The 14,898-nt window shown below is 73.2% G+C and carries 12 protein-coding genes, 1 rRNA gene and 1 pseudogene; 3 read left to right on the top strand and 11 right to left on the bottom strand.

The features are described from left to right. Positions 1-11 precede the first annotated feature (11 nt). Positions 12-1,526, bottom strand: coding sequence for an APC family permease (locus IF00_RS0107770; protein ID WP_030315652.1), 1,515 nt, complete (start codon positions 1,524-1,526; stop codon positions 12-14). A 161-nt stretch (positions 1,527-1,687) separates the two neighbouring features. Between IF00_RS0107770 and IF00_RS0107765 the strand changes: the two genes are divergently transcribed. Then, complete coding sequence (locus IF00_RS0107765; protein WP_030315650.1) at positions 1,688-3,316, top strand: PucR family transcriptional regulator; 1,629 nt, start codon at positions 1,688-1,690, stop codon at positions 3,314-3,316. A 70-nt stretch (positions 3,317-3,386) separates the two neighbouring features. On the opposite strand, the gene IF00_RS0107760 is transcribed toward IF00_RS0107765, so the two are convergent. From IF00_RS0107760 to IF00_RS0107740, 5 genes are all read right to left on the bottom strand, one after another. Continuing rightward, positions 3,387-4,472, bottom strand: a complete 1,086-nt coding sequence (locus IF00_RS0107760; protein ID WP_030315649.1) for a glycosyltransferase family 4 protein — start codon at positions 4,470-4,472, stop codon at positions 3,387-3,389. Positions 4,473-4,694: 222 nt separating this feature from the next. After that, a complete protein-coding gene (recN, locus tag IF00_RS0107755) occupies positions 4,695-6,437 on the bottom strand; it encodes a DNA repair protein RecN (protein WP_030315648.1) in 1,743 nt (580 codons plus the stop codon). A gap of 143 nt (positions 6,438-6,580) precedes the next feature. Next, on the bottom strand, positions 6,581-7,504 hold the full coding sequence (locus IF00_RS0107750; protein ID WP_030315646.1) for an NAD kinase: 924 nt from the start codon (positions 7,502-7,504) through the stop codon (positions 6,581-6,583). Beyond that, complete coding sequence (locus IF00_RS0107745; protein ID WP_030315644.1) at positions 7,501-8,316, bottom strand: TlyA family RNA methyltransferase; 816 nt, start codon at positions 8,314-8,316, stop codon at positions 7,501-7,503. Before IF00_RS0107745 ends, IF00_RS0107750 begins: the two co-directional genes overlap by 4 nt. Before the next feature lie 7 nt (positions 8,317-8,323). Then, positions 8,324-8,623, bottom strand: coding sequence for a hypothetical protein (locus tag IF00_RS0107740; protein WP_030315642.1), 300 nt, complete (start codon positions 8,621-8,623; stop codon positions 8,324-8,326). Positions 8,624-8,666: 43 nt separating this feature from the next. Between IF00_RS0107740 and IF00_RS0107735 the strand changes: the two genes are divergently transcribed. After that, positions 8,667-9,014 (top strand): SCP2 sterol-binding domain-containing protein, encoded by a 348-nt coding sequence (locus IF00_RS0107735; RefSeq protein ID WP_030315640.1) that lies wholly within the window; start codon positions 8,667-8,669, stop codon positions 9,012-9,014. A gap of 52 nt (positions 9,015-9,066) precedes the next feature. Here the strand turns inward: IF00_RS0107735 and IF00_RS0107730 are convergent, their stop codons facing one another. Together IF00_RS0107730 and IF00_RS0107725 are read right to left on the bottom strand one after the other, a co-directional pair. Beyond that, complete coding sequence (locus IF00_RS0107730) at positions 9,067-9,918, bottom strand: ABC transporter ATP-binding protein (RefSeq protein WP_030315637.1); 852 nt, start codon at positions 9,916-9,918, stop codon at positions 9,067-9,069. Between the two features lie 71 nt (positions 9,919-9,989). After that, on the bottom strand, positions 9,990-11,087 hold the full coding sequence (locus tag IF00_RS0107725; RefSeq protein WP_388308970.1) for an HAD hydrolase-like protein: 1,098 nt from the start codon (positions 11,085-11,087) through the stop codon (positions 9,990-9,992). 79 nt (positions 11,088-11,166) lie between these two features. Between IF00_RS0107725 and IF00_RS0107720 the strand changes: the two genes are divergently transcribed. Beyond that, the gene (locus IF00_RS0107720) at positions 11,167-12,459 is read left to right on the top strand and encodes a DUF1015 family protein (RefSeq protein ID WP_030315632.1); all 1,293 of its coding nucleotides are present in this window, start codon (positions 11,167-11,169) and stop codon (positions 12,457-12,459) included. A gap of 67 nt (positions 12,460-12,526) precedes the next feature. Here the strand turns inward: IF00_RS0107720 and IF00_RS0107715 are convergent, their stop codons facing one another. From IF00_RS0107715 to rrf, 3 genes and pseudogenes are all read right to left on the bottom strand, one after another. Then, on the bottom strand, positions 12,527-13,324 hold the full coding sequence (locus tag IF00_RS0107715) for a tetratricopeptide repeat protein (protein ID WP_030315630.1): 798 nt from the start codon (positions 13,322-13,324) through the stop codon (positions 12,527-12,529). A gap of 364 nt (positions 13,325-13,688) precedes the next feature. Further along, positions 13,689-14,327: pseudogene (locus IF00_RS46805) on the bottom strand (hypothetical protein); the annotation flags it as partial. Positions 14,328-14,609: 282 nt separating this feature from the next. Further along, positions 14,610-14,725 (bottom strand): 5S ribosomal RNA (gene rrf / locus IF00_RS0107710). Positions 14,726-14,898: the final 173 nt, after the last annotated feature.

The raw sequence follows: 14,898 nt of genomic DNA, 5'->3' as shown, positions 1-14,898 counted from the left end.
GGGACGGCGACTCAGCTCTGCGGTACGGGAGCGGGGGCGGGAGCCTGGTCGGCGGGGCGCTCGGCGGCGTCCTCCAGCACGATCCGGCCGATGATCTCGTAGCGCTCGGGCCGCTTGGCCTTGAGGTGGAAGCCGAGGCCGAGCCCTCCGAGGAAGACCCCGCCGACGATCCAGGGGATCGCCTTGAAGAAGAGCGAGTCGGCGGCGAGACCGGCCGCCGTCTCCATGTTCAGGATCAGCAGCACGACGACGGCGATCATGCCGACACCACCGAGGAGCGGGGCCGTCAGCGTCCTGAACCAGTGCCGGTCCTCGGGGTGGTTCTTCCGGAAGTAGCCGATGACGGCGAACGAACAGAGGGTCTGGACGATGAGGATCGCCATCGTGCCGAGGATCGCGAGCAGGGTGTAGAGGTGGATGTACGGGTCCTGGCCGGTGAGCCAGAAGGCGCCGACGAGGAGGACGGCGATGGCGGTCTGCACGTACGAGGCGATGTACGGCGAGCCGTGTTTCACGTGCGTCCGGCCGAGCGCGGGGTGGAGGAAGCCCTCGCGGCCGATCGCGTACAGATAGCGCGAGGCGCACTGGTGGAAGGCCATGCCACAGGCGAAGGAGCCGGTGAGCAGCAGCCACTGGAAGGCGTCGACGGCCCAGGCGCCGATGAAGCTCTGGGTGGGCGCGAAGAACAGGTCGAGCGGCGAGGCGGAGGAGGACAGCTTCACCGATCCGGCGAGGCCGTTCCCGGCGATCGTCATCCAGGACACGTAGATGTAGAAGACGCCGACGCCGATGACGGAGATCAGGGTGGCGCGCGGGATGACCCGCTTGGGGTCGCGGGACTCCTCCCCGTACATCGCGGTCGACTCGAAGCCGACCCAGGACCAGAAGGCGAAGAAGAGGCCGAGGCCGGCGGAGGTGCCGGTGAAGGCGTTCGCGGGGTTGATCGGCTCGACGGGGATGCCGTCGGGCCCGCCGCCGGCGATCAGGACGGCGGTGGCGACCGCGAAGAGGACGGCGATCTCCGCGATGAGCATCACGCCGAGCGCCTTGGCGGTCAGGTTGATGTCGAAGTACGAGAGGACCGCGGTGACGGCCAGCATGACCGCCGCGTACAGGATCCACGGAATGTCGACGCCGAGCTGATCGGCGACCGTCGTCTTGGCGAAGTACGCGAAGACGCCGACGATCGAGGCCTCGAAGACGATGTACGCGAGGACGGCGAGCATGCCGGAGGCCATCCCCGCGATCCGGCCGAGGCCGTGCGAGATGTAGCCGTAGAAGGCGCCGGCGGCCGTGATCCGCTTGGCCATGGCGACGTAGCCGACCGAGAAGACGGTCAGGACGAGCGTCGCGAACAGGTATCCGGCGGGGGCGCCGGTGCCGTTGCCGAAGCCGACGGCGATGGGGAGGTTGCCGGTCATCGCGGTGATCGGGGCCGCGGTGGCGACGGCCATGAAGACGACGCCGACCAGCCCGACCGAGTTCGCCTTGAGCCGGTGGACCTCTGGGGTGGGGTTCTCTGTCATGGCGCGAGAGCATCCTCGCGAGTGACGTAGGCCACAATCGACAGGCGGTCACACAATTCCCGCCAGGGGGCGACGAGTTGTCGCCCCTGGGTGCGAACCGTCCGGTCCCGTGACCGTGGGGTGATGTCGCCGGAACACGGACGCGGGTAGCGTCCGGCCCCATGGACAATCAGGGCGGGATCACCGTGCAGCGGGCGCTCGAACTCCCGGGCCTGCGCAGCGGGCTCCCGGAGGTCGTCGCCGGCGCGGACCGGCTGCACCGCACGGTGCGCTGGGTGCACGCGGGCGAGGTGCCGAACATCGCGTCGCTGCTCAAGGGCGGTGAGCTGCTGCTGACCACGGGCCTCGGGCTCGGCACCCGGCCGGCCGAGCAGCGTGCCTTCGTCCGGCGGCTCGCCGACCGGGGCATCGCGGCGCTCGTGGTGGAACTGGGGCCGCGCTTCGCCCGCCTCCCGTCGACGATAGTGGAGGCCGCGCGGGCCGCCGGTCTGCCCCTGGTGCAGCTGCACCGGGAGGTCCCGTTCGTGGCGGTGACGGAGGAGATCCACACCGAGATCGTCAACGGCCACTACGCGCTCCTGCGGCAGGCCGAGGAGGTCCACCGGCAGTGCACGGAGGCGCTGCTCGGCGGCGGCGGGATCCCCCAGGTCCTGCGCATCCTCTCGGACTTCGCGGCCAACCCCGTCTTCCTGGAGACCGCCGACGGACAGCTGCTGTACGCGGCGGGCACCGAGTCCGCGCCCGCCGACCCGCTGCAGGTCTGGGACGGGCTGCGCGGCGGGCGGGCGGCCCGCGAGTCGGGCCCGCCCACCGGAACGGTCCTGGTCGACGTCCCCGGCGGCGGCCCCGGTACGGCCTCGGTACGGGCCCGCCTCGTCCTGCTCTCGGTCTCCGGCGCCCTCTCCCCCGTCCACCGGATGGCGGCCGAGCGCGCTGCGGGCCTCCTCGCGGTCGTCCTCATGCAGGCGCGTCAGGAGGAGGAGCTGGCGGCGCGCGGCCGCGGCGACTTCCTGACGGACCTGGCGGAGGGCAGGATCACGGCCGAGGACGCGCCGGCGCAGGCGCGGGTCCTCGGCTTCAAGCCGGGCGACGGCCCGCTCCTGCCGGTGGTGATGCGCCTGGCATCGGAGCTCTCCCCCTCGGGCAACTGGGCCCTCCTGGCCCGCGCGGTCCTGGAGGAGCTGTCGTCCGTCGGAGTTCCGGTCCTGCTGGGCGTCCGCCCGGTCGAGGGCCGGGTGCCGCTCCTGCTCGGTCTGCGCTCGGAATCGGAGCGTACGGCGGTCGCGGACCGGGTCGCGGCGGCCCTGCGCGCGGGCGTGGAACGCGCCGGCCTCGAACGCGCCGGGGTGCATCCGCCGGTCGTCGTGGTGGGCGTCGCCGGCAGCTGGGCGGCGGCGTCGGCGGGGCTGCGGCACGCGGCGGAGACGGCGACGGCCGCGCAGGGTCTCTCGGACCTGCCCTGGTACGACGCCCGGCGCCTCGACATCGACCTGCTGCTGTGGCGGCTGCACTTCCACGGGGACACGGTCCTCGCGGCGTTCGTGGACCGCGCGATCGGCCCCCTTCGGGACCACGACCGCACGTCCCGCCCCCCGCTCCTGCCGACCCTGGAGACGTATCTGGCGCACGCGGGCCGCAAGGCGGAAACGGCCCGGGAACTCCACCTCAACCGCCAGACCCTCTACAACCGCCTGGCCCGCATCTCCGAACTCCTGGGCACGGACCTGGACGACCCCCAGACCGTCCTGGCCCTCTCCCTGGCCCTGAGGGCCCGCCGCCACACGCCGTAGCGACCCACGGGGCGGTGGCGCCGTTCCCCCGCGGAGAGCCCGGCAGGGGGCTCCCGGAGAGGGAGGGCGACTACCGCCCCACCAATTCGTCGTACACGCTCAGTACGTGCGCCACCGTCTCGTCCTCGGTGGGCCAGGTCCCGGCCTGCACCCGCCCCGCCGCCGCGAGGTCCATGCGCCGCTCCGCGTCGTCGAGCAGCCCGCGCACCGCACCGGCGAGCGCCTCGGCGTCGCCGTACGGCACCAGCTCCGCCGCGTCGCCGACGAGTTCCGGCACGCCGCCCACGGCCGTGGCGACCAGTGGCACCCCGAGCCGCAGCGCCTCCTGCGCGAGCAGGGACCGCGCCTCCCACCGCGAGGGCAGCACCGCCACGTCGGCCGCCGCGAGCAGCTCGGCGACGTCTTCCCGCCGCCCGATCAACCGCACGGGCAGCTGCTCGGCCACGATCCGCCGCTGGAGGGCGGCCCGTTCGCGCCCCTCTCCCGCGATGACGAGGAGCGGCTGCGGATCGAGCTCCCGCCAGGAGCGGGCCGCGTCGAGCAGCGTCCGGTATCCCCGGCCCCGCTCCAGGGCTCCGACCGCCATCAGCAACGGCCGGTCGACCGCGCCGAGTTCGGCCCGGGCCTTGCCGTCGTGGAGGCAGACGGGCCCCCGCGAGGGAGGCACGGTGACGGGCGCGAGCCGGGCGTCCCTCGCCCCGCGGCGACGCGCCCGGTCGACGAGCTCGGAGGAGGTGGCGAGGACGACGGTCGCGGCCCGCACGGTCCTTCGCTCCAGGAGTCGCAGCGCCCCGCCCCGCGCCGCGCCGCGAGCCTGGATCCGGCTGTCCCAGGTCGTCACGAGCGGAGCGCGATCGCCGGCCCCGGACAGCGCGAGCGCGGCCCGCACGGACGCCTCAAGGCCGTGCGCGTGGACCACGTCGGCGCCGATGCAGGCGTTACGGAGCGCGGCGATCGTCGCGGGGTCGCCGAGGCGCGGCAGCGGCACGAAGTGCGCGCCGGCACCCGGGTAGTCGTAGACGCGGTCGAGTTCGGCCGGGGCGCACACGGTCACCCGCACGCCCCTCGCCACCAGCCCCGAGGCGAGTGATCGGACGTGAGCGCTGCTGCCCGCGCTGCCGCCGCCCAGCACTTGGACCGTACGGAGCTGTGTCACGCGCCCAAGGATGCCAGCCCGTACCGCCGACCGTACGCACGTTCCGACACCGAAGTGGCGTCGTTCCCCCGTACGGAAGGCATACGGCTCCGGGACCCCACCACGGGTTCACCCACTCGGGGGAGCGCACGAGGCGGACTCGCACTCCCCCGGGCCCTCTCTGACGACCGGCGGCACGCCCGCCCACGCCCTGACCGGTCACCCGGTCGGAACCGACCGGCGTCAGCCGTCCGCCCGGGCCGTCGCCAGCAGCTCCTCCGCGTGGGCCCTGGCCGTCTCGGAGTCCTCCTGGCCGGCGAGCATCCGGGACAGCTCCCGTACGCGCTCCTCGCCCTCCAGAACCGTGACGCCGGACCGCGTCACGGATCCGTCGTTGGTCTTCTCGACGAGCAGCTGCCGGTCGGCGAAGGCCGCGACCTGCGGCAGGTGCGTGACGACCACGACCTGCGCGGTCCTGGCGAGCTTGGCGAGCCGGCGGCCGATCTCGACCGCCGCCTTGCCGCCGACACCCGCGTCGACCTCGTCGAACAGGTACGTCGGCACCGGGTCGACCCCGGCGAAGACGACCTCCACCGCGAGCATCACCCGGGACAGCTCACCGCCGGACGCGCCCTTGGCGATCGGCCGCGGCGGGGCCCCGGGGTGCGGGGCGAGCAGCAGCTCGACCTCGTCGGCACCGGACGGGCCGTAGGCGACCCGGCGGCCGCCGACCTCGACGCCGTCGGGGTCCTCGGTCTGCCGGATGTCGAAGGACACGCGCGCGTGGGGCATGGCGAGCGACGCGAGTTCGTCGGTGACCGCGCCGGCGAACCGGTCGGCCGCCTCCGTACGGGCGTCGGTGAGCCGCTGCGCGAGCACCGACAGCTCGTCGCGCAGCCGGTCGCGCTCGGCGGTGAGTTCCTCGATGCGGTCGTCGTCGCTGTCCAGCTCACCGAGCCGGCCCGCGCTCTCCTCCGCCCAGGCGAGGACGGCGGCGATGTCCTCCCCGTACTTCCGGGTCAGCTGCGTGAGCGCCGCCCGCCGCTCCTCCACGGCGGCGAGCCGCAGCGGGTCGGCATCCAGGTCGTCGGCGTACCCGGCCAGCTCGGTGGCCACGTCGCCGAGAAGGATGGAGATCTCCCCCATCCGGTCGGCGAGCGCGGCGAGCGCCGGGTCGTGCGACCGTACGGCCTCCAGGGCCCGGCCCGCGCCCGCGACCAGGGTCGTGGCGTCGACGGACTCGGGATCCTCGGGAACACCCGCGAGCGCGGCGTGCGCGAGCGCGGCGGCGGAGGCGAGGGCCTCGGCGTGCCCGAGCCGCTCCGCCTCGGCGGCGAGTTCGGCGTCCTCCCCCGCGCGGGGGGCGACGGCCTCGATCTCACCCAGCCCGAACCGCAGCAGATCGGCCTCCTGCGCCCGCTCCCGCGCCCGCGTGGTGATCTCGTCCAGTTCGCCGGTGACGGCCCTCAGCCGCCGGTACGCCTCCGCGTAGGCGGCGAGCGGCACGGAGACGGCCTCCCCGGCGTACCGGTCGAGCGCCCCGCGCTGCCGGGCCGGCTTGAGCAGGCCCTGCTGGTCGGTCTGGCCGTGGACGGCGACGAGTTCGTCGGCGAGTTCGGCGAGCAGCCCGACGGGCACCGAGCGCCCGCCGAGGTGGGCGCGCGAGCGTCCCTCGGCCGAGACGGTACGGCTGACCAGCAGCACCCCGTCCTCCAGCTCCGCCCCGGCTTCCTCGGCGCGCACGGCGGCGGGCGCGCCCGCGGGCACGCTGATCCGCCCCTCGACGACGGCCGAGGCCGCGCCGATCCGCACCAGGGCCGGGTCGGCCCTGCCGCCGAGCAGCAGGCCCAGGCTGGTCACCACCATGGTCTTGCCCGCACCGGTCTCACCGGTCACCGCGGTGAAGCCGGGCGACAGCTCGACCACCGCGTCGTCGATGACCCCGAGCGACCGTATCCGCATCTCCTCCAGCACGCCCCAGACCATACGAGGTTTCCCTGGTGCGATGCGACATCACCCCCGGGCGTAACTCTCCGGCGCGCCGATCGTTCGCTCCCGCCGGAGCCGGCCGACCGGGGGCGTAAGGGGGCGACCGCCCCCCGCCGAAGCCGGCGGACCGGGCGCGTACGTCAGCGAGCCCCGCCCCGCCACCCGGACACGGGCAGGGCGAACTTCGCGACGAGCCGGTCCGTGAAGGAGGCGTGGTGGAGCCGGGCGAGCCGGACCGGCACGGCACCCCGCCGCACCTCGACCCGCGCCCCCGCCGGGAGTTCCACCGTCCGCCGCCCGTCGCACCACAGCACCCCGTGCGGGGTGTGCGGCTCGACCTCCACGGCGAGCACCGACTCGGGAGTGGTGACGAGCGGCTTGGCGAACAGGGCGTGCGCCCCGATCGGGACCATGAGGAGCGCCTCGACCTCGGGCCAGACGACCGGGCCGCCCGCCGAGAAGGCGTACGCGGTGGATCCGGTCGGTGTCGCGCAGATCACCCCGTCGCAGCCGAAGCCGGTCACCGGGCGCCCGTCGATCGCGAGGACGACCTCCAGCATCCGTTCGGGGGACACCTTCTGCACGGCCGCCTCGTTGAGCGCCCAGTCGCGGTGCAGGACGTCGCCGTTCTCGTACACGACGACGTCGAGGGTCATCCGCTCCTCGACCTCGTACGCCTTCGTCACGACCCGGTCGACGACCTTGTCGAGGTCGTCCCGCTCGGCCTCCGCGAGGAAGCCGACACGGCCGAGGTTGACCCCGAGCATCGGGACGCCGGAGGCGCGGGAGAACTCGGCGCCGCGCAGCAGGGTGCCGTCGCCGCCGAGGACGACGAGGAGTTCACAGCCGTCGAGGGCGTCGGAGCAGGCCTCCTTCACCCTCTCGACGGACGGCGGCAGCGGCAGGTCGTCCGCCTCGGCCTCCAGGACGCGGACGCCGATGCCGCAGCGCAGCAGTCCGAGGACGACCAGTTCGGCGCTGCGCACAGCGGCGGGCCTGCCGGTGTGCGCGAGCAGGAAGACGGTACGTGGTGCGGTCTCTGATGCTGCTGCCGTTGAGCTCAACGAGGTCCTTCCGCCACGGCGCGGTCGACATCCGCCGGATCCAGCGCGGGCGCGCCTGCCCGCAGCCACAGAAAGTACTCGACGTTGCCGGACGGGCCGGGCAGCGGGCTCGCGGTGACGCCCAGGACCCCGAGGCCGAGCTCGGCGGCGCGCCGGGCGACGTTCTTCACGGCGTCGGCGCGGAGTTCGGTGCTCCGGACGACCCCGCCCGTGCCGAGCCGCTCCTTGCCCACCTCGAACTGCGGCTTCACCATCAGGACGAGGTCTGCATCGGGCGCAGTGCAGGCCGCGAGGGCCGGCAGGACGAGGCCGAGCGGGATGAACGAGAGGTCGCCGACGACCAGGTCGACGGGCACGCCGTCGATCGCGTCGAGCGTCAACTCGCGTACGTTCGTGCGGTCCTTCACGGTGACCCGCTCGTCGCTCTGCAGCGACCACGCGAGCTGCCCGTAGCCGACGTCGACGGCGACGACATGGGCGGCGCCGGCCCGCAGCAGCACATCGGTGAAGCCGCCGGTGGAGGCCCCGGCGTCCAGGGCGCGCCTGCCCTCGACCTTCAGCCCGAGCGGGACGAAGGCCTCGAAGGCCCCGGCGAGCTTGTGACCGCCGCGCGAGACGTAGTCGGGATCGGAGTCGTCCTGGACGACGACGATGGCCGCGGCGGTCTCGACCTGGGTGGCGGGCTTGGTGGCGACGGTCTTGCCGACGGTCACCCGGCCCGCGGCGATCAGCTGGCTGGCGTGCTCGCGCGAGCGCGCGAGCTTGCGCCGGACCAGCTCGGCGTCGAGACGGCGGCGTGCCACTCCTGCCACGTTCGGTTCAGCTCCTGTTTTCGTACGGACGAGGGGCGGGGTGCGCGTCGAGCGAGGTCAGCTCGGCACGCAGTCCACGGTGTACATCCTCGTACACCTCCAGGTGTCCGTCCGCCGGGAGGTCGTCCACCTCGGCGAGACGCGCCAGGTCGGCGTCGACCCCGGGGTGCCCGGTGAGCTCCCGTACGACCTCCAGCGGCGCGGCCTCGGCGGGCTCGTGGGCGCCGTCCCGCGGGGCCTCCGTGTCCGACGCCTCGGGTCCGGACGTCTCGTCCACGGGCTCGGGCTCGGCCATCGCGTCGTTCATGCTCCCGACGCTACCGCGAACCCCTGGGGTACGGTCGACGGCGATGGCGACGATCACGGAGTGCCGCGACGCACTCGACACACTCTCGGACAACCTCGCGCGGGCGGACGGCGACGTACGCGGCGCGGCCGCGCTCGACCGCACCCTGAGCTGCCACATCACCGACCTGGACACCACGTTCACCGGCCGCCTCACGGACGGCCGGATCAAGGTCGAGTCCACGGTGGCGGGCCCTCCGCCGGCCAAGGCGCAGATCCGGCTCGCGATGACCGGCGACGACCTGGTGGCGATGGTGGGCGGAGACCTGAACTTCGCGAAGGCCTGGGCCTCGGGCCGGGTCAGGCTGGAAGCGGGCTTCCGCGACCTGCTCCGCCTCCGCTCCATGCTCTAGCCGCCCCCGCGGAGCCGGCGGGCCCGGCTGCCGCGCGCAGGGCGGGCCCGGCTCACTTGCCGAGGGCGGGCTCCGGCGCCGCGGACGCCGAAGCGGGCCGCGGGACACGGGCCTTCCGCCCGGCCGGTACGACCAGCGGCGTCCCCGTCTCGGGGTCCTCGATGACCTGGCAGCGCAGCCCGAAGACCCGCTCGACGAGCTCGGCGGTCACCACCTCGGCCGGCGGGCCCTCGGCGACCACCTCGCCGTCGCGGACGGCGATGAGGTGGGTCGCGTACCGGGCCGCGTGGTTGAGGTCGTGCAGCACGGCGACGAGCGTCCGCCCCTGGGTCTCGTGCAGCTCGGCGCACAGGTCGAGGACGTCGATCTGGTGCTGGATGTCGAGATACGTCGTCGGCTCGTCGAGCAGCAGCAGCGGGGTCTGCTGGGCGAGCGCCATGGCGATCCAGACGCGCTGCCGCTGACCTCCGGAGAGCTCGTCGACGTACCGCTCGGCCAGCTCGGCGACGCCGGTCGCCTCCATCGACTCCCGGGTGATGCGCTCGTCCTCCGGCGACCACTGGCGCAGCAGCCCCTGGTGCGGGTAGCGGCCGCGGGCGACGAGGTCGGCGACGGTGATGCCGTCGGGCGCCACGGAGGTCTGGGGCAGCAACCCGAGCGTCTTGGCGACCTTCTTGGCCGGCATCGTCTGGATCGACTGCCCGTCGAGCAGGACGCGCCCCTGGCTGGGCTTCAGCATTCGGGAGAGGGCGCGGAGCAGGGTGGACTTGCCACAGGCGTTCGGCCCGACGATGACGGTGAACGAGTTGTCGGGGATCTCGACGGACAGATCGCGGGCGATGACCCGCTGCTCGTACGCCAGGGTGACCGATTCCGCGCTCAGCCGCTGCTGCCGACCATCCATGCCCGTACTCCCGTGCCCTCTGCCCAAATAAAGTTAGGTTAGCCTACCCAATTTCACGACCCGGGCCGATGTCACAGCCCGAGCCGCGCGAGCACCTTCCCCGCGTCGGGCACCCCGCCGCCCACGGCGTCCGCCGCCGACCAGGCCGCCCCGCACAGGGCCCGCACGGCGTCCATGGGATCCGCCGCCGCACCGGCCGCAGCCTCCGCCGGCCCCTCCAGTACCAGCTCGCCCCCGCTCGGCGCGTTCACCGAAGCCCGCCAGCCCCCGCACACGAAACTCCCGTCCTCCTCGGCGACGACCTCCGGCTGACCCACGAGCAGCCCCCGCAGATCGGCCGCGACATAGGTCGGCCGGTGCTCCGGCACCGCCCGCAGCAGCTGCGCCGCGTCCGTCACCCCGGTGAAGACGAGCAGTGAGTCCACTCCACCGTTGAACGCGCCCTCGATGTCCGTGTCCAGCCGGTCCCCGACCACCAGCGGCCGCCGCGCGCCCGTCCGCAGCACCGTCTCCCGGTGCATCGGCGGCAGCGGCTTCCCCGCCACCCTCGGCTCCACCCGGCCGCCCGTGGCGATCCGGACGACCTCCACCGCGGCCCCGTTCCCGGGCCCGATCCCCCGCGCGCCGGGAATCGTCAGATCGGTGTTCGACGCGTACCAGGGCAGCCCCCGCGCCACCGCGTAACTCGCCTCGGCGAACCGCCCCCACGGCATCTCCGGCCCCCCGTACCCCTGCACGACGGCCACCGGCTCGTCCTCCGCCGAGTCCACCGGCACCAGACCCCGCTCGCGCAGCGCCACCCGCAGCCCCTCGCCGCCGATGACGAGCACCCGGGAGCCCGGCGGCACGTCGTCGGCGATCAACCGGGCCACGGCCTGCGCCGAGGTGATCACGTCCGCGGCCTCGGCGGGCACCCCGAGCTCGGTAAGGTGCTCGGCCACCGCGTCGGGCGTCCGCAGCGCGTTGTTGGTGACGTACGCCAGGTGCATCCCGCCGGCCCGGGCCACCCCGAGCGCCTCCACGGCGTGCGGAACGGCCTCCCCGCCCGCGTACACGACCCCGTCCAGGTCCAGCAGCGCCGTGTCGTACGCCTCGCTCAGCGGCACCGCGCTGCCACCCGGCCGCAACCTGCCCACGCCCTGCTGTCCCTGGCCGTTCCGCACCGTCACCGCACACTCCTCGCCTCACCGGGTGGGTTCCCCGCTCCCCCGATCATCGCTCATCCCACCGGCCACATACGATGACGAGATGAACACCTCAGGTCACGCGGCCGACGACGTCCGCGACGACGCAGCCGGGCTGCACCTGGCGCCGTTCCGCGGGCTCCGATACGTCCCCGAGCGGGTCGGCAGCCTGGCCGCCGTGACGTCCCCGCCCTACGACGTGGTCGTACGACCTGACGGACTTCTCCATCTGGAGTCCGCGGATCCCCACAACATCGTCCGGCTCATCCTGCCCCAGGCGATCACCGCCGGCACCCGCCACCGCAAGGCCGCCGTCACCCTCGACCGCTGGCTCGCGGACGGCGTCCTCGCCCCGGACCCGGAACCCGCGCTCTACGTGTACGAGCAGCACGGCGACGGCATCCTCCAGCGCGGCATCATCGGGGCCCTCGAACTCTCCACCCCGGCCGAGGGGATCGTCCTCCCGCACGAGGACGTCATGCCGCACGTCGTCGAGGACCGCGCCGCCCTGATGCGGACCACCGCGGCCAATCTGGAGCCGCTGCTCCTCACGTACGTCGGCGAGGGCGACGGCGCCGGCGAGGTCGTCGAGCGCACGGTGCAGCGCCCTCCGCTGCTCGCCACGACGACGGAGGACGGCTTCCACCACCGTCTCTGGGCGGTGACCGACCCTGCCGAGCAGGCCGCCGTCTCCGCCGAGCTCGCCCGCCACCAGGCCCTCATCGCCGATGGCCACCACCGCTGGGCGACCTATCTGCGCCTCCGCGAGGAGCACCCGTCGCCCGGCCCCTGGAACTACGGCCTGGTCCTCCTGATCGACACCGCCCGCTACCCGCTCCGGGTCCGCGCGATCCACCGTCTCCTCAACCGCCTGCCGGTGGCCGACGCCCTCGCGGCCCTCGACGGCGCCTTCCGGGTACGCCGCATCGAACGGCCCCTGCCGGAGGCCATGGAGGCCCTCGCCGAGGCCACGACCGAGGGCAACGCCTTCCTCCTCGCCGGAGACGGCGCCTTCCACCTCGTCGACCGCCCGGACCCGGCCCTCCTCGACCGCACGATCCGCACGGACCGCCCGGACGCCTGGCGGACCCTGGACGCCACGGTCCTGCACTCCACCCTCCTGGAGCACGTCTGGCACATCCCGGACGCCCCCGAGGACATCGCCTACATCCACGACACGAAGGCCGCGGTCGAGCAGGCGGAACGCCGCGGCGGCACGGCCGTCCTGATGCACCCGGTCCGCGAGGAGGTCGTCCGGGACCTGGCCCGCCAGGGCGTCACGATGCCCCGCAAGTCCACCTCCTTCGGCCCGAAGCCGGCGACGGGCCTGGTCCTGAGAAGCCTGGCGCTGGACTGAGAGACCTCGGAGAACGAAGAAGGGCGGCACCCGCAGGGGGTGCCGCCCTTCTCATAGGTCAACCGAGTCAGCTCTTGTCGCCGACGCTGTCGTCACTGTCGTCCTCGTCGAGGTCGTCGTCCTCGTCGAGATCGGCATCCACATCGACGACGTCGCCACGGTCCGACTCCTCGTCGGCCTCGTCCTCGTCGAACGCGTCGACGAACTCGACACCGTCCATCTCGGCCAGCCGGTCCGAAGCGTCCGTGGCCCCGTCCTTGTCGGCCTCGAGAGCCTTGGCGAACCACTCCCGCGCCTCGCGCTCACGGCCGGCGGCGAGCAGCGCGTCGGCGTAGGCGTAGCGCAGGCGCGCGGTCCACGGGTGAACGGCGCTGGAGGCGAGCTCGGGGCTCTGCAGCGTCACGATGGCCGCGTCGAGCTGACCCAGGTCCCGGCGGGCGCCGGCGGCCACGAGCCGCATCTCGACCTGACCGGCCTTGTCCAGCTTCTGAACCTCGGGCTCGCCGGCCATCGCCAGCGCACGCTCGGGGCGGCTGAGCCCACGCTCGCAGTCGGCCATGACGGGCCACAGCTCGACGCCACCGCTCATCCGGCGGGCGGCACGGAACTCGGCCAGCGCCTCGGAGTACTTCTGCGTCGCGTACGCGGCGAAGCCGGCGGCCTCGCGCACGGCGGCGACACGGGAGGCGAGCCGCAGGGCGATCCTGGAGTACTCGTACGCCTTCTCCGGGTCCTCGTCGATCAGCTGGGCGACCATGACGAGGTTGCGCGAGACGTCCTCGGCGAGCCCCTTGGGCAGGCTCATGAGCTCCTGGCGCACATCCGGGTCGATCTCCTCACCTGTGACCTCCGGCGGGATCGGCAGACGCTTGATGGGCGCGCGGTCGCTGCGCTCGCGGTCGTCACGACGCCCGTAGCCACCCCGGTCGTCACGCCCACGGAACCCACCACGGTTGTCGCCCCCGCGGTCGTCACGGCGGAAGCCACCGCGGTTGTCGCCGCCACGGTCGTCACGCCGGAACCCGCCGCCACCGCGGTTGTCGTCGCGACGGAACGAGGACGGACGCTCATCACGCCGGTCGTCCCGACGGAAGCCACCGCCACCGCCACGGTTGTCGCCGCCACGGTCGTCACGCGAGGGGTACGAAGGCCGGTCGTCCCGACGGAACGAGGACGGACGCTCATCACGCCGGTCGTCACGACGGAAACCACCGCCGCCAACCACCGCCGCCACCACGGTTGTCCCCACCACGATCGTCACGACGGAAACCACCGCCACCGCCACGGTTGTCGCCACCACGGTCGTCACGCGAGGGGTACGAAGGCCGGTCGTCCCGACGGAACGAGGACGGACGCTCACCACGCCGGTCGTCACGGCGGAAGCCACCGCCACCACCGCGGTTGTCGCCACCACGGTCGTCACGACGGAAACCGCCACCACGGTTGTCCCCACCACGGTCATCGCGACGGAAGCCACCGCCGCCACCACGGTTGTCCCCACCACGGTCATCGCGACGGAAACCACCGCCGCCACCACGGTTGTCGCCACCGCGGTCGTCACGACGGAAACCACCGCCGCCACCACGGTTGTCGCCACCGCGGTCGTCACGACGGAAACCACCGCCACCACCACGGTTGTCCCCACCACGGTTGTCACGCGGGAAGGAGGGGCGGTCGTCGCGACGGAACGAGGACGGACGCTCGCCACCACGGTCGTCACGGCGGAAGCCACCGCCGCCACCGCGGTTGTCCCCACCACGGTCGTCACGACGGAAACCGCCACCACGGTTGTCGCCACCGCGGTCATCGCGACGGAAGCCACCGCCGCCACCGCGGTTGTCGCCGCCACGGTTGTCGTCACGGCGGAAGCCACCCCCGCGGCTGTCGCCACCGCGGTTGTCGTCACGGCGGAAGCCACCCCCGCGGCTGTCGCCACCGCGGTTGTCGTCACGGCGCGGGCCACGGAAGCCGCCCCGGTCACCGCCGGCGCCGGCACCGTCCCTGCGACGCGGCTCGCGCTCCGGACGGTCGTCGGGAGAGTTGGTGGACATCGACGTGACTCCTGTCTTCGGGTACTGCAGTCATTCTCGCGCAGCCGGCACTCGGCCGCGCATCGGAAAAAGTCAAGCAAAAAACAAAAGGACCCCTGGTCCCAGCGTGAACGCTGGGCCCACAGGGTCCCCCCTGCAGTACCATCGGCGCTGAAAGGCTTAGCTTCCGGGTTCGGAATGTAACCGGGCGTTTCCCTAACGCTATGACCACCGAAACCCTATCGGTTTCGAGCGAACAAGCACACTCTGTAGTTGTGTTCTAGCTCTAGAAACCAGCAACCGTTCGTTGCTTCAGAACTAACACAGTGGACGCGAGCAACTGAGGACAAGCCCTCGGCCTATTAGTACCGGTCAGCTCCACCCATTACTGGGCTTCCACATCCGGCCT

Source organism: Streptomyces flavochromogenes (assembly GCF_000717595.1).
GTDB classification, from domain to species: Bacteria; Actinomycetota; Actinomycetes; order Streptomycetales; family Streptomycetaceae; genus Streptomyces; species Streptomyces flavochromogenes.
This window is presented reverse-complemented; position numbering and strand designations above follow the sequence as displayed.

Excerpts from the sequence above, each read along its gene's own strand:
- IF00_RS0107765 (WP_030315650.1), top strand. The coding sequence starts at position 1,688 with ATGGACAATCAGGGCGGGATCACCGTGCAGCGGGCGCTCGAACTCCCG.
- IF00_RS0107720 (WP_030315632.1), top strand. The coding sequence starts at position 11,167 with ATGAACACCTCAGGTCACGCGGCCGACGACGTCCGCGACGACGCAGCC.
- IF00_RS0107730 (WP_030315637.1), bottom strand. The coding sequence starts at position 9,918 with ATGGATGGTCGGCAGCAGCGGCTGAGCGCGGAATCGGTCACCCTGGCG.
- IF00_RS0107740 (WP_030315642.1), bottom strand. The coding sequence starts at position 8,623 with ATGAACGACGCGATGGCCGAGCCCGAGCCCGTGGACGAGACGTCCGGA.
- IF00_RS0107770 (WP_030315652.1), bottom strand. The coding sequence starts at position 1,526 with ATGACAGAGAACCCCACCCCAGAGGTCCACCGGCTCAAGGCGAACTCG.
- IF00_RS0107735 (WP_030315640.1), top strand. The coding sequence starts at position 8,667 with ATGGCGACGATCACGGAGTGCCGCGACGCACTCGACACACTCTCGGAC.
- recN (WP_030315648.1), bottom strand. The coding sequence starts at position 6,437 with ATGGTCTGGGGCGTGCTGGAGGAGATGCGGATACGGTCGCTCGGGGTC.